The sequence below is a fragment of the Zoogloea sp. genome (genome assembly GCF_041914405.1).
GTDB lineage: Bacteria > Pseudomonadota > Gammaproteobacteria > Burkholderiales > Rhodocyclaceae > Zoogloea.
Genome location: NZ_JAYSDK010000001.1, coordinates 179688 through 193356, shown reverse-complemented (window position 1 = coordinate 193356; position 13669 = coordinate 179688). Strand labels below are relative to the sequence as shown.

The 13669-nt window shown below is 66.3% G+C and carries 8 protein-coding genes; 5 read left to right on the top strand and 3 right to left on the bottom strand.

Features of this window, described 5'->3' with window-relative positions; all coding sequences use genetic code 11:
* Nucleotides 1-85: 85 nt before the first annotated feature.
* The 3 genes from ACE3RX_RS00850 to ACE3RX_RS00840 are packed head-to-tail and all read right to left on the bottom strand — an operon-like array spanning nucleotide 86 to nucleotide 5845.
* A complete protein-coding gene (locus ACE3RX_RS00850) occupies nucleotides 86-1492 on the bottom strand; it encodes an efflux transporter outer membrane subunit (protein WP_374479313.1) in 1407 nt (468 codons plus the stop codon).
* Complete coding sequence (locus ACE3RX_RS00845; RefSeq protein WP_374479311.1) at nucleotides 1489-4617, bottom strand: efflux RND transporter permease subunit; 3129 nt, start codon at nucleotides 4615-4617, stop codon at nucleotides 1489-1491. The genes ACE3RX_RS00850 and ACE3RX_RS00845 overlap by 4 nt, the downstream gene beginning before the upstream one ends.
* A 13-nt stretch (nucleotides 4618-4630) precedes the next feature.
* A complete protein-coding gene (locus ACE3RX_RS00840; protein WP_374479309.1) occupies nucleotides 4631-5845 on the bottom strand; it encodes an efflux RND transporter periplasmic adaptor subunit in 1215 nt (404 codons plus the stop codon).
* Between the two features lie 107 nt (nucleotides 5846-5952).
* Here ACE3RX_RS00840 and ACE3RX_RS00835 point away from each other — a divergent pair, with 107 nt between their 5' ends.
* The 5 genes from ACE3RX_RS00835 to ACE3RX_RS00815 all read left to right on the top strand — a co-directional run bounded on the left by ACE3RX_RS00835 (nucleotide 5953) and on the right by ACE3RX_RS00815 (nucleotide 13545).
* The gene (locus ACE3RX_RS00835; RefSeq protein WP_374479307.1) at nucleotides 5953-6558 is read left to right on the top strand and encodes a TetR family transcriptional regulator; all 606 of its coding nucleotides are present in this window, start codon (nucleotides 5953-5955) and stop codon (nucleotides 6556-6558) included.
* 309 nt (nucleotides 6559-6867) lie between these two features.
* The gene (locus ACE3RX_RS00830; RefSeq protein WP_374479305.1) at nucleotides 6868-8493 is read left to right on the top strand and encodes a DUF1302 domain-containing protein; all 1626 of its coding nucleotides are present in this window, start codon (nucleotides 6868-6870) and stop codon (nucleotides 8491-8493) included.
* A 21-nt stretch (nucleotides 8494-8514) separates the two neighbouring features.
* The gene (locus ACE3RX_RS00825) at nucleotides 8515-9894 is read left to right on the top strand and encodes a DUF1329 domain-containing protein (RefSeq protein WP_374479302.1); all 1380 of its coding nucleotides are present in this window, start codon (nucleotides 8515-8517) and stop codon (nucleotides 9892-9894) included.
* An 89-nt stretch (nucleotides 9895-9983) separates the two neighbouring features.
* A complete protein-coding gene (locus ACE3RX_RS00820; protein WP_374479300.1) occupies nucleotides 9984-11045 on the top strand; it encodes a WD40/YVTN/BNR-like repeat-containing protein in 1062 nt (353 codons plus the stop codon).
* Nucleotides 11046-11085: 40 nt separating this feature from the next.
* Nucleotides 11086-13545, top strand: coding sequence for an RND family transporter (locus tag ACE3RX_RS00815; RefSeq protein ID WP_374479298.1), 2460 nt, complete (start codon nucleotides 11086-11088; stop codon nucleotides 13543-13545).
* The last annotated feature ends 124 nt before the right edge of the window (nucleotides 13546-13669 follow it).

Genomic DNA, 13669 nt, shown 5'->3' with positions numbered 1-13669 from the left:
AGGCGGCCGAGCAGGCCCCAACTCTCTGCAAGCAAAAAAGGCCAGGGCATGCCCTGGCCTTTTCTCATGCGTTGCGGCTTGCCGCTCAGCCGGCCTTCCAGCCGCCGCCGAGGGCCTTGAACAGGTCCACCGTCGAGCTGAGGCGAGCCTGGCGGTTCTGCACCCAGGCCAGCGTGGCGTCGTTGGCGGTGCGCTGGGCGACCAGCACGTCGAGATAGGCCGAGTAGCCGTGCTCGTAGCGGGTCTGGGCCAGCTGCAGGGCGCGTTTGGCGGCGTCCATCGCCTTGGTGTAGGCGTCTTCGGCTTCGCCGTTCTGGCGCACGCTGACCAGCGCGTCGTTCACTTCGCGGAAGGCGGTCTGCACGGCCTTGCGGTAGCTCTCGAGGCTCTGCTTCTGCTGGGCGGTGACCTGGTCCACCTGGGCGCGCAGGCGGCCGCCCTCGAAGATCGGCTGGGTCAGGCCGGCGCCGAAGGACCACACCGTGGCCGGCGCATCGAACAGCTTGGAGAGGTCCGAGCTTTCGCGGCCGAAGCTGCCGGTGAGGGTGATGCTCGGGAACAGCGCAGCCTTGGCCACGCCGATTTTGGCGTTGGCGGCGATCAGCGCGGTTTCTGCCTGGCGGACGTCAGGGCGGGCTTCCAGCAGGGCAGACGGCAGGCCGGCCGGCGGCACCGGCGGCAGCGGCAGGCTGCGCAGGTCGCCGGCGGCGACCTTCAGGCCGGGCTGGCCGACCAGCAGGCCGAGCAGGTTCTCGGCGAGGGCGCGGCTTTTGTCGAGTTGCAGCTGCACGGCGGTGTAGCTGGCCAGCGCGCCTTCGGCCTGTTCCACGTCGAGGCGCGAGGCGATGCCGCCGCTGAAGCGGCTGCGGGTCAGCTCGGTGCTGCGCTGCTGGGCGGCGAGGGAGTCGCGGGTGACCAGCAGCTGGGCATCGATGGCGCGCAGGTTGAGGTAGGCCTGCACCACCGCGGCGGACAGGCTGAGGGACACCGTGTCGCTGGCGTAGCGGGTGCCCAGCGCCTGGGCGCGGGCCGCTTCGGAGGCGCGGCGCAGCTTGCCCCACACGTCCAGCTCGAAGGAGGTGGACAGGCCGAGCTTGTTGACTGTGCGGGTCAGGTTCTTCGGCGGGTTGGTGTTGGGCAGCACGGTGCGGCTGCGGGTGCTCGATGCGTTGCCGTCCACCTGGGGCAGCAGCGCGGCGTCCACCTGGGCCAGTACCGCGTCGGCTTCCTCGATGCGGGCGGCGGCGAGGCGGGCGTCGGGGCTGCTGGCCAGGGCCTGCTTGACCAGTTCGTCGAGCTGGCGGTCGCCGAACAGGCTCCACCAGTTGCTCTCGACGCCGGGGCTCTGGGCCAGCGGGGCGGCGGCGGTGTAGGCCTCGGGCAGCGCGACGGCGGCGTCGGGGCGCGCGTAGTCGGGGCCGAGGGCACAGCCGCCGAGGGCGAGGGCCAGCGCCAGCAGGGGCGGCAGGCCGGTCAGTCGGGGGCGGTTCATGGCTTCACCTCGTCGTGGCTGGAGTGGTTCTTGGGCAGGTCACCGGCCGGATGGCGGACCTTGCCGCGGCTGAGCCACTTGAAGAACAGGGGGATGAAGATCGTCGCGATGAAGGTTGCTGCCAGCATGCCACCGACCACGCCAGTGCCCATCGAGCGCCGCGCGGCGGCGCCGGCACCGGAGGAAATGGCCAGCGGCAGCACGCCGAGCACGAAGGCCAGCGAAGTCATCACAATCGGGCGGAAGCGCAGGCGCGCCGCCTCGATCGCCGCATCGACGATCTTCATGCCTTCGGCCTGCTTCTGGGCGGCGAACTCGACGATCAGGATCGCGTTCTTGGCGGCGAGGCCGACCAGCACCACCAGGCCGATCTGGAAGTAGATGTCGTTGGGCATGTTGCGCAACAGCACCGCGACCAGCGCGCCGAACATCGCGAACGGCACCGCCATGATCACCGCTAGCGGCAGCGACCACTTCTCGTACTGGGCCGCGAGGATCAGGAACACCATGATGATGCCGAACACGAAGGCGATGATCGAGGCCTTGCCGGTGCGTTTCTCCTGGAAGGCCTGGCCGACCCATTCGGCGCGGTAGCCTTCGGGCAGCACTTCCAGCGCCACTTCTTCCACCGCCTTGATGGCGTCGCCGGAGCTGTAGCCGGGGGCGGCGTTGCCAAGCACCTTGGCGGCGACGAAGCCGTTGAAGCGCTCCACCATCTCGGGGCCGGTGATGGTCTTGACGGTGGCCACCGCCGACAGCGGCACCATTTCGCCAGTGGCGCTGCGCACGTAGGGCTTGAGCAGGTCGTCCGGCTTCATGCGGTAGGCGGCGTCAGCCGACACCTGGACCTTGAAGGTCTTGCCGCTGCGGTTGAAGTCATTGACGTACAGCGTGCCGGTGTTGGCCTGCAGGGTCGCGTAGATGGCGTCCAGCGGGAGGCCCATCGCCAGCGCCTTCGGCTCGTCCACCTCCACGTACAGCTGCGGTGCGGTGACGCGGAAGAAGGTGTTGATGCCGGTCAGCTCGGGGCGCTTCTTGAGGGCTTCGACGAACTGGGCGCTGACCGCCGCCAGCGTGCGCGGGTCGCCGTCGGCGCGGTTCTGCACATACACCTCGAAGCCGCCGGCGGTGCCGAGGCCCTGGATCGGCGGCGGGTTGAAGACCAGGCCCATGCCGTCGGAGAGGCTCATGCCGATGCCCATGAACTTGCCGGCCATGTCGGTGGTGGTCACCGTACGCTGGTCCCACGGCTTGAAGACGATGAAGGTCGTCGCCACGCTGGCGCGGTTGTTGCCGGTGATGAAGTCCGAGCCGTTGATGAAGAAGATGTTCTCGATGTTGTCGGACATGATGCGCTGGCGCATCTGCTCGGCGGCCACGCCGGTGCGCTGGGCCGAGGCACCATCGGTCAGGGTGACGAAACCGAACAGGTAGCCCTGGTCCTCGGCCGGCACGAAGCTGCCCGGCACGACGCGCAACAGGCCGAAGGCGGCGGCGATGGTTAGCACGAAGACCACCGTGCCGACGATGCCGTGGCGCAGGGTCAGCCCGACGGTGTTGGTGTAGAAGCGCGTGAAGCCTTCAAAGGCCTGGTTGAACGGGCGGAACAGCGGCTTTTCCTCGTGGGTCGGCTTGAGCAGCAGCGCGCACAGGGCCGGCGTGAGGGTCAGCGCGACGATGCCCGAGATCACCACGGCCACCGCGACGGTGACGGCGAACTGCTGGTACAGCTTGCCGGCGATGCCGCCGAGGAAGGCCACCGGGATGAACACCGCGCACAGCACCAGCACGATGGCTACCACCGCGCCGGACACCTCGCGCATTGCCTCGATGGCCGCGTCCTTCGGCGACAGCTTCTGCTCGCTCATCAGGCGCTCGACGTTCTCCAGCACGACGATCGCGTCATCCACGACGATGCCGATCGCCAGCACCATCGCGAACAGGGTCAGGGTGTTGATCGAGAAGCCGAACAGCCACATGCCGGCGAAGGTGCCGATCAGCGACACCGGCACCGCCACGATGGGGATCAGCGTGGCGCGCCAGTTCTGCAGGAACAGGTAGACCACCGCGATCACCAGGATGGCGGCCTCGACGAGGGTGTGGATCACCTCCTTGGCGGACTCCTGGATGAAGCGCGTGGTGTCGTAGGGCACGAAGTACTCCATGCCCTTCGGGAAGCGCTTCTGCATCTCGTCCAGGCGCGCACGCACGGCCTTGGCGGTGTCCAGCGCATTGGCGCCGGATTGCAGGTAGATGCCCATGCCGGACACCGGCGAGCCGTTCACCTTGGCGCTGCGGTCGTAGTTGTCTGCGCCCAGTTCGAGGCGCGCGACGTCCTTCAGGCGCACCACGCCGTTGGGGCCGCTGGCCTTGAGGACGATGTTGCCGAACTCGTCGGGAGTCAGCAGGCGGCCCTTGGCACTGACGGTGTAGGTCAGCTGCTGGCCGTTCACCACGGGTTCGGCGCCGATCTTGCCGGCGGCGTTCTGGGTGTTCTGCACCTTGATCGCGGCGGCAACGTCGGTGGTCGTGACGCCGAGCTTGGCCATCACGTCGGGCTTCAGCCACACCCGCATCGCGTATAGCGGGTCGAACTGCTGTGCGTCGCCGACGCCGGGGATGCGGCGGATTTCCTCGATGATGTTGATGGCCACGTAGTTGGCCAGGTACAGCGTGTCGAAGGTGTTGTCCGGCGAGCGGACGGCGGCCAGCATCAGGATGTTGTTGGAGCGCTTCTGCACCAGCACACCGGTGCGCCGCACGTCGTCGGGCAGGCGCGGCTCGGCCACCTTGACCCGGTTATTGACGGCGATCAGCGCGGTGTCGGGGTTGGTGCCGACCTCGAAGGTGGCGGTGATGCTGACCGTGCCGTTCGAGGTGCTCTGGGAGTTGTAGTACAGCAGGCCTTCGACGCCCGACAGCTGCTCCTCGATCGGGGCGGCGACGGTGCGCGACAGGGTCTCGGCGTTGGCGCCGGGGAAGGTAGCGGAGATGATCACCGTCGGCGGCGTGATCTCCGGGTACTGGGCGACCGGCAGCGTGAGCGAGGCCATGAGGCCGGCGATCACGATGATGATCGAGATGACCGATGCGAAGATCGGGCGGCTGATGAAGAAACGCGACATGGACCGTGCTCCCTCAACCCTTCGCCGGCGCAGCCGCCGGTGCCGCGGCCGGGGCGGTGCCCGGCTTGGCGGCGCCGGGGCCTTCGCCCGGCGCGTGGGGGGCGACGGGGGCGCCCGGACGGACCTTGATCAGGTTGTCGATGATGACCTTGTCGCCGGCCTTCAGGCCGCCCAGGATGATCCAGTCCTTGCCGCTCCAGGCGCCGGTCTGCACGGGCCGCGGCTCGACCTTGTTGTCGGCGCCGGCGAGCATCACCACGGCGCCCTTGTCGGTCTGCATCACCGCGTTCTGCGGCACCTTGAAGACGCCGTCGCGCTCGCCAGTGAGCAGGCGGGCGCGCACGAACTGGCCGGGCAGCAGGCTGCCGTCCGGGTTGGCGAACTCGCCGCGCAGCTGGAGGGTGCCGAGGCTGGGGTTGATCTGGCTGGCGGCGAAGTTGAGCTTGCCGCGTACCGGGTAGGTGCTGCCGTCCGGCATCACCAGCTCGACGCCGCGCACCGCCTGGGGCTTGAACTTTCCGCCGGGCATCGCCGCGTTGAGTTCGTTCTCCGAAACCGAGAAGCGCACCCACATCGGGTTCACCTGGACCACCGTGGTGAGGAGGCCGCCGGTGCTGATCAGGTTGCCTTCCGACACCGCAGCGCGGCCGGTGATGCCGGACACTGGCGCGCTGACCGATGACCAGGTGAGGTTCAGCTCGGCCTGGCGCAGCGAGGCCTCGGCGGCCTGCACGGCGGCGCGGGCTGCTGCGTCGTCGGAGGCGGCGGTGTCGTATTCGCGCTGGCTGATCGCCTGCTGGGCGAGCAGGGCCTTCAAACGGGCTGCCTCGCGGGCGGTTTGCTCGAGGCGGGCCTTGTTCTGGGCGAGTTGGGCCTTGGCCTGGGCGACGGCGACTTCAAGGGGCTCGCGGTCGATCTGGAACAGCGGCTGGCCGGCCTTCACGGCGGTGCCTTCTTCATAGATGCGCTTGGTCAGGATGCCGCCGACGCGGGCCCGCACTTCGACTTCCTTGGCGCCCTCGGTCTGCGCCACCGCCTCGACGCTGGTCTCGACGCGGGTCGGCTGCACCGCCAGCACCGTCACCGGCAGTGCCTGCCCGGCGCCCGGTGGCGGGCCGGCCTGCTGGTCCTTGCTCGTACAGGCGCCCAGCAACAGGGCCGTGGCGACGAGGGTGGGCAGGGTCGCGCGGCGCGCGAACGTACAGGAGGCGGTCGGGGTGGCGTTCATGGGTGACTTCCGGGGGCTGGATTTTTGGTCTTGATTGTGAAAAGTTTATACAATCACGGATGTATGTAAATAGCGCGGCACCACATTTCAGATAGCGGATAACCCGGATGGTTCGTAAGACAAAAGAAGAAGCGGAGCTCACGCGCCGTCATATCCTGGACGCCGCCCGGCGGGTTTTCCTGGAATGCGGGGTGGCCCGGACGACGCTGGAAAGGGTTGCCGCCGCCGCCGGGGTGACCCGCGGGGCAGTCTATTGGCATTTCAGAAACAAGACTGATCTTTTCTTTGCGATGCGTGAGCAGGCCACCTTGCCCTTCGTGGACCGCGTGGTCTTCGACGAGGCGGAGGCGGATCCGCTGCAGGGTATCGAACGTGCGTTGCGCGAGATCATCCACATCATGGAAGACCAGCCCGAGACGCGGGAGACCATCGAGATCCTGAGTTTCAAGTGCGAATACGTCGAGGATTTCAGCGGCCTGCGCATGCGCACCGAAGGCCAGCTGGAATTCCTGGATGGCCTGACCGCGGCCTATCAGCGCGCAGCAGCGAAGGGCCTGCTGCGGGCGGGCTTCGATCCGGCGATCGTCGCCCAGGACACCTTCGTGTTTGTCGGTGGGCTTATCAAGCACTGGTTGTCGAGCGAGCCGGAAGAGTGTTTCCGGGCCGGCGCGTTGGATCTGATCCGTACCCATATGGCCTTGCGGCGGGCCTGAAATCCACTGTTTTCGCATCTCGTCCAGCCTCTCCGCAGTCTTCCGCGTCCCCCTCTCGTTTCCCCGCAAGCCGCGCCACGCAAGCTTCTCCGCCTGATTGACGGATCCCCGTCCGGTGCCCGCTGACAGAGCCGAACTGGCTTCTGTCGATATTTCAAAATTCCCGCTTGGCAGTTCAAAAGTTTGGGAGTAATCTTTCAAAAAAAACGAGCTAGATGGTTTTTTACATCAAGCAAAGAGACTGGGTTGGGCCGGATCGGGAAGGTGTCCGGAGAGCCTTGCAGTGTTCAAACCGGAGGAGGTAAAGGCGTGAAAAACAGATTTGTCAGCGGCATTCCGCGTCGTCGGATGGCGACCGCAGTCGCGTTGGCGGCAGCATCCCTGGCCGCTGGCCAGGCCATGGCGTTCCAGATCCCGACGGCGGAAGGTTCCGACGTGGAGATCCGCTGGGACAACACCGTCAAGTACAACGTCGGCATGCGTACCAAGGGGCGTGACGCCAGCATCTACAACACCTGGCTGCACAACGGCAGCGACGGCAAGTTCGACAAGGGTGACCTGGTCACCAACCGCGTCGACCTGCTGTCCGAGCTCGATTTCGTGGTCAAGAAGAACTACGGCTTCCGCCTGTCCGGCGCGGCCTGGTACGACGCGGCCTACAACGACAAGTTCGAGGGCAACCCGGCCCTGGCGGCCCTGGCGGCGCTGCCGTCGCCCTATGCCGGCAACCGCTACACCGACACGGTGAAGCGCTACTACACCAAGTCCGGCGAGCTGCTCGACGCCTTCGTGTTCGGCCGCGTGGACATCGCCGACGTGCCGGTCAATGTGAAGTTCGGCCGCCACACGATCTACTGGGGTGAGTCCCTGTTCTCGCCGATCCACGGCGTGTCCTACTCGCAAGGCCCGGTGGATTTCCGCAAGGCGCTGGCGACGCCGGGCTCCGAAGCGAAGGAACTGTTCCTGCCGCTCAGCCAGCTGTCGGCCCAGGCCCAGATCAACGACACCGTGTCGGTGGCAGCCCAGTACTACCTTGAATGGGCGCCGTACCGTCTGCCCGAGGGCGGCACCTACCTGTCCAGCGCCGATCCCTTTTTCGCCGGTGGCACCAATGTTTTCGGCACGCCCTATCTCGGTGACCGCAGTGGCCACAACCCGGGCAACCGTGGCAGCTGGGGCGTCAATACCAAGCTGACGCCGGAATGGCTGCAGGCCACCGTCGGTTTGTACTACCGTCACTTCGACGACAAGGTGCCGACCATCCTCGCCAACCCGGCCGGCTATATGTACAACGCCTACGCCCAGGATGTGCGCCTGTGGGGCGTCAGCGTGTCAAAGCAGATCTCCGGCATCGCCTTCGGCGCCGAACTGGTACGCCGCGACAACGGAGCCCTCAACACGCTCGGCGGCTCCAGCGAGATCGCCCGTGGCTCCACCTGGCATGGTCTGGTGAATGCGCTGGCCTACGTCGGCAAGACTGCGGTGTTCGATTCGGCGACGCTGATGGCCGAACTCTCCTACAGCCGCCTGGCCCACGTGGATGAAGGCTCCAAGGCGTTGTTCAGCGGCGACAAGTACGGCGCCTGCTCCGGCGTGAAGTCGGGCTGCTCCACCGATTCGGCCTACGGTATTTCCGCCACCTTCACGCCGACCTGGTTCCAGGCCCTGCCCAGTGTCGACATCACCATGCCGATCCACTACGACATCGGCCTCAAGGGCAATTCCCCGGTGCCCTTCGGCGGTAACGAGAACAGCGGCACCTGGAGCATCGGGGTCGGCGCCGAGTACATGGCCAAGTACAAGTTCGACCTGGCCTACACCAACTACTTCGGCAATTACCTGCGCGCCGCCGACGGCACCGTATCGGCCTTCAACGGCAACGCGGCGATCAGCGACCGCAGCTGGCTGTCCTTCACGTTCAAGACCACATTCTAAGAATCAGGCAGGAGACAAGGCATGAAAACGAACATCCGCACCCTGGTCGCACTGGCTGTCGCCTCGACCGTTTCCGCGTCCGCCCTGGCCGCCGTCACCGCCGAGGAGGCCAAGCAGCTCGGCTCCACGCTGACTCCGTGGGGCGCCGAGAAGAAGGGCAACAAGGAAGGCACCATTCCCGACCTGGCCGGCCCGATCAAGCCGCCGGCCAACTTTGACCCGAAGAACCCCAAGCACCGCCCCGACCCCTTCGCCAACGAGAAGCCGCTGTACTCCATCGATGCCAAGAACATGGACAAGCACGCCGGCAAGCTGTCCGAGGGCATCAAGGCGATGATGAAGAAGTACGCCGGCTTCCGTATCGACGTCTATCCGACCCACCGCAACATCACCTATCCGCAGTTCTACCTGGATAACTCGATCAAGAACGCCACCGCCTGCAAGACCATCAACAACGGCCTGCAGCTGGAAGGCTGCTACGCGGGCATCCCGTTCCCGATTCCCAAGACCGGCAACGAGGTGATGTGGAACCGCCTGTTCAAGTACGACGGTTACGCGCTGATGTCGGAAGGCATGACCGGCACCGTGGTGGATACCCAGGGCAACAACACCACGACGGGTGTCGCCACGATGTGGATCCAGTATCCGATCTTCGACCCGAAGCGCACCACCCCGATCAGCGCCGACGAGCCCTACGAGAAGATCCGCGTCGATTACTCCGATCCCGCCCGCAAGGCCGGCGAGAAGCTGGTCGTGCATGACTCGGTGGATATGGTCAACGTCGGCCGCCGCGCCTGGTCCTACCTGCCCGGCCAGCGTCGCGTGAAGCTGTCGCCGGACATCGCCTACGACACCCCCAGCCCGACCGGCGGCGGCGCCGGCACGGTGGACGAGGCGGCGGTGTTCTACGGTGCGCTGGACCGCTACAACTTCAAGCTGATCGGCAAGAAGGAGATGTACATCCCGTACAACACCTACAAGGTGCGTGATCCGAAGAGCTGCCCGAATTCCACCGCCTTCGCCACCAAGAACTTCCTGAACCCCGATTGCGTGCGCTGGGAACTGCACCGCGTGTGGGTGGTGGAAGCGACCCTCAAGGACGGTAAGCGCCACGTCTATCCGAAGCGCACCCTGTACTGGGACGAGGACATGCCCGGCATCGGCATGACCGAAGGCTACGACTCGGCCAACCAGATCTACCGCGTCACCTACAGCCTGCCGATCTCCCTGTATGACGCCCCGGGCCACCACTCCACCGACGAATGGGTCACCGCCGACCTGGCCACCGGCAACTACGCCCGCCAGCAGAACGTGACCGACACCGGCGGCTGGATCGTCACCGACGCCAAGCCCAACAACTTCTTCAGCTCCGAGGCCCTGGCCGGCGGCGGTATCCGCTAAGCCAGCACCCAGCCTCACCCCGACAGGCGCGGGCCGGTGCATCCGGTCCGGCGCCTGCCCCAGTCTCACCTGGTGGAAGGAGAACACACGTGTTGCCGATAATAAAAAAGGCAGGGGTCGTCGCGTCCCTGCTACTCATCGCATCGACGCAGGCGGGGACCGCCCTGGCGTTCGACAATCCGATCAACATCCCCGCAGCCCAGAGCAAGATCGGCGCGACCAGCGCGCTGCTCGGCTCGGCGGTGGCCGGTACGCGCATCGTCGCCGTCGGCCTGCGCGGCATGATCATCTATTCCGACGACGCCGGTGCCAGCTGGACCCAGGCCCGCGTGCCGGTCGGCTCCGACCTGGTGGCGGTCAATTTCCCGAGCCCCAAGCTCGGTTGGGCGGTTGGCCACGGCGGCGTCGTGCTGCATTCCAGCGATGGCGGCGCCACCTGGGTCAAGCAGCTCGACGGTGTACAGGCGGCCGAGCTGACGCTGCGGCATTTCCAGGGCTCCGGCGCGCCGGAGGCGGCGATGCTGGTCGAGCGGGAAAAGAACCTGCAGGCCGGTGGCGGTACCCAGCCCTTCCTCGATGTGTATTTCGAGAACGAGACGACCGGCTTCGTCGTCGGCACCTTCAACCGCCTGTTCCGCACCACCGACGGCGGCAAGACCTGGACGCCGTGGATGGACCGCACCGACAACCCCGGCGAGCTGCACTTCTACAGCATCCGCGGGCGCGCCGGCAGTCTCTACCTGACTGGCGAGCAGGGCGCGGTGTGGCGCTTCGACAAGGCCTCGCAGCGCTTCGTGCAGGCCCCGACGCCCTACAAGGGCACCCTGTTCGGCCTCGTCGTCACCGACAAGGACACCGTGCTGGCCTTCGGCATGCGCGGCAGCCTGTACCGCAGCGATGACCAGGGCCGCAGCTGGGAGAAGGCCTCCCTCGGCACCCCGGCCGGCATCACCGGCGGCGTGGCGCTCAATGGTGGCAGCGTGCTGCTGACCACCCAGGCCGGCGCGGTGAACGTCAGCCGCGACGACGGCAAGACCTTCCAGCCCGTCAAGACCAGCCGCCCGATGGCCTATTTCGGCCTCGCCCCGCTGGACGACAAGCGGATCGTCCTCGTCGGCGCCGAAGGCGTGCGCCTCGAATCCATCCAGTGAGCGCGCCCCTGCCGCCCCTGCCAACCTCAGTGTGAGTGCCATGGACCTTAGCCACAATCAGCAGCAGATGGCCGTGATCTCGGATCCGAAGGATTTCGACGAACGCTCCGGCAGCCTGCTCGAACGACTCATCTTCAACAACCGGGCGCTGCTCGTGCTCGGCTGCCTGGTGATCACCCTCTTCTTCGCGTTCCAGTTGCGCGGCATGACGGTGAACGCCAGCTTCGACAAGATGCTGCCCCACAGCCATCCCTACATCACCAACTACCTGGAAAACCGGGAACAGTTGCGCGGTCTCGGGGATTCGGTGCGGGTCGTCATCGAAAACCCCAAGGGCGACATCTTCGACGCCGACTACCTCGCCACCCTGGCCAAGATCAACGACGAGATCTTCATCCTGAAGGGCGTCGACCGGGCCTGGATGAAGTCCATCTTCACACCGGTGGTGCGCTGGGTCGAAGTGACCGAGGAAGGCTTCACCGGCGGTCCGGTGCTGCCCAACGACTACGACGGCTCGGCCAAATCCATCGAGGATCTGCGCATCAACATCGGCCGTGCCGGCGTGGTGGGCAGCCTGGTGGCCAACAACTACAAGTCGAGCATGATCCAGATCCCGCTGCTGTCCAAGGACGGCGACGGCAATGCGGTCAATTACCACGACCTGTCGAAGTCGCTGGAGGACATCCGCGCCCGCTACGCCAGCGGCCCGGACGCCAAGGTCAACATCTACGTGATCGGCTTCGCCAAGCTGGCCGGCGATCTCATTGACGGTCTGCAGAAGGTGATGACCTTCTTCGCCATCGCCGCAGCGATCGCCACCTTCATCATCTACATGTTCACCCGCTGCGTGCGCAGTACCGGCCTGGTGCTGTTCTGCTCGCTGGTGGCGGTGATCTGGCAGCTTGGTCTGGTCGTCACCTTCGGCTACGGCCTCGACCCGTTCTCGATCCTGGTGCCTTTCCTGGTTTTCGCCATCGGCATCAGCCACGGCGCCCAGAAGATGAACGGCATCATGCAGGACGTCGGCCGCGGCACCCACAAGCTGGTGGCGGCCCGCTACACCTTCCGCCGCCTGTTCCTGGCCGGCCTTACCGCGCTCTTGGCCGACGCGGTGGGCTTCGCGGTGCTGATGGTGATCGACATCCCGGTGATCCGCGAACTGGCGATGACCGCCAGCCTCGGCGTGGCGGTGCTCATTACCACCAACCTGATCCTGCTGCCGGTGCTGCTGTCCTACGTCGGTGTCAGCCCCGCGGCCGCCAAGCGCAGCCTCAAGGAGGAGAGCGACGAGATCAAGGGCCGCGGCATGGGCAAGCTGTGGGCCTGCCTGGACCACTTCACCGAGCGCCGCTGGGCGACCATCGCCATCGTCGCCAGCACCGTGCTCGGCGTGATCGGCTTCGTCGTCTCCCACGACCTGAAGATCGGCGACCTGGACGCCGGCGCGCCCGAATTGCGCCCGGATTCCCGCTACAACCAGGACAACGCCTTCATCACCGCCAACTACGGCATCTCCAGCGACGTGTTCGCCGTGATGGTGAAGACCCCGCCCGACAGCTGCCGCTCCTTCGAGACCCTCACCGAGACCGACCGCCTCGCCTGGCACCTGGCCCAGGTCCCCGGCGTGCAGCAGACGGTGTCCCTGGCCGACACGGTGCGCAACTACACCGCCGGCGGCTTCGAGGGCAACCCGAAGTGGATCACCGTCAGCGACAACCAGGGCCTGATCGACGCGCAGATCGGCAACGCGATGAGCTGGAACTCCGAGTTCCTCAACACCCAGTGTTCGCTGATCCCGGTGCTGGCCTTCCTGTCCGACCACAAGGCCGAGACCCTCGACCGGGTTGTCGCCGCGGCCAGCGAGTTCGCCGCCCAGCACGACACCAAGGATCGCCAGTTCCTGCTGGCGGCCGGTAGCTCCGGCGTCGATGCGGCCACCAACATCGTGGTTCGCGACGCCAACCGCACCATGCTGCTCTACGTCTATGCGTCGGTGATCCTGCTGTGCGCGATCACTTTCCGCAGCTGGCGGGCGGTGGTGGTGGCGGTGCTGCCGCTGGTCCTCACCTCGGTGCTGGCCGAAGCCCTGATGGTCAAGCTCGGCATCGGCGTGAAGGTCGCGACGCTGCCGGTGGTGGCCCTCGGCGTCGGTATCGGCGTGGATTACGCGCTGTACCTGCTCAGCGTGCAGCTGGCCCAGCAGCGCATGGGTTACTCCCTCGGCGAGGCCTACCAGCGCTCGGTGGCCTTCACCGGCAAGGTGGTGGCTCTGGTCGGCGTGACCCTCGCCGCCGGCGTGATCACCTGGGCCTGGTCGCCGATCAAGTTCCAGGCCGACATGGGCATCCTGCTGACCTTCATGTTCCTGTGGAACATGCTCGGCGCGCTGATCCTGATCCCGGCCCTGTCCCACTTCCTGCTCAAGGGCGAGACCGTGAAGAACCACGTGATGAGCCCGGCGGAAAAGGCGCTGATGCCGGAGGAGGCGCTGCAGGATTGAGTTCTTGCGCCCGGACGCCGGGAAAGTGGCGGTCCCCAGATTGGTCCCGGCGTCCGCTTTTTATAAAAAGAATCAAGTCTGTTTTTGAAGTGAGTCCGCCCGTCGAGGCGGGCCGCGCAGATCG

Excerpts from the sequence above, each read along its gene's own strand:
- ACE3RX_RS00850 (WP_374479313.1), bottom strand. The coding sequence starts at position 1,492 with ATGAACCGCCCCCGACTGACCGGCCTGCCGCCCCTGCTGGCGCTGGCC.
- ACE3RX_RS00845 (WP_374479311.1), bottom strand. The coding sequence starts at position 4,617 with ATGTCGCGTTTCTTCATCAGCCGCCCGATCTTCGCATCGGTCATCTCG.
- ACE3RX_RS00840 (WP_374479309.1), bottom strand. The coding sequence starts at position 5,845 with ATGAACGCCACCCCGACCGCCTCCTGTACGTTCGCGCGCCGCGCGACC.
- ACE3RX_RS00835 (WP_374479307.1), top strand. The coding sequence starts at position 5,953 with ATGGTTCGTAAGACAAAAGAAGAAGCGGAGCTCACGCGCCGTCATATC.
- ACE3RX_RS00825 (WP_374479302.1), top strand. The coding sequence starts at position 8,515 with ATGAAAACGAACATCCGCACCCTGGTCGCACTGGCTGTCGCCTCGACC.
- ACE3RX_RS00815 (WP_374479298.1), top strand. The coding sequence starts at position 11,086 with ATGGACCTTAGCCACAATCAGCAGCAGATGGCCGTGATCTCGGATCCG.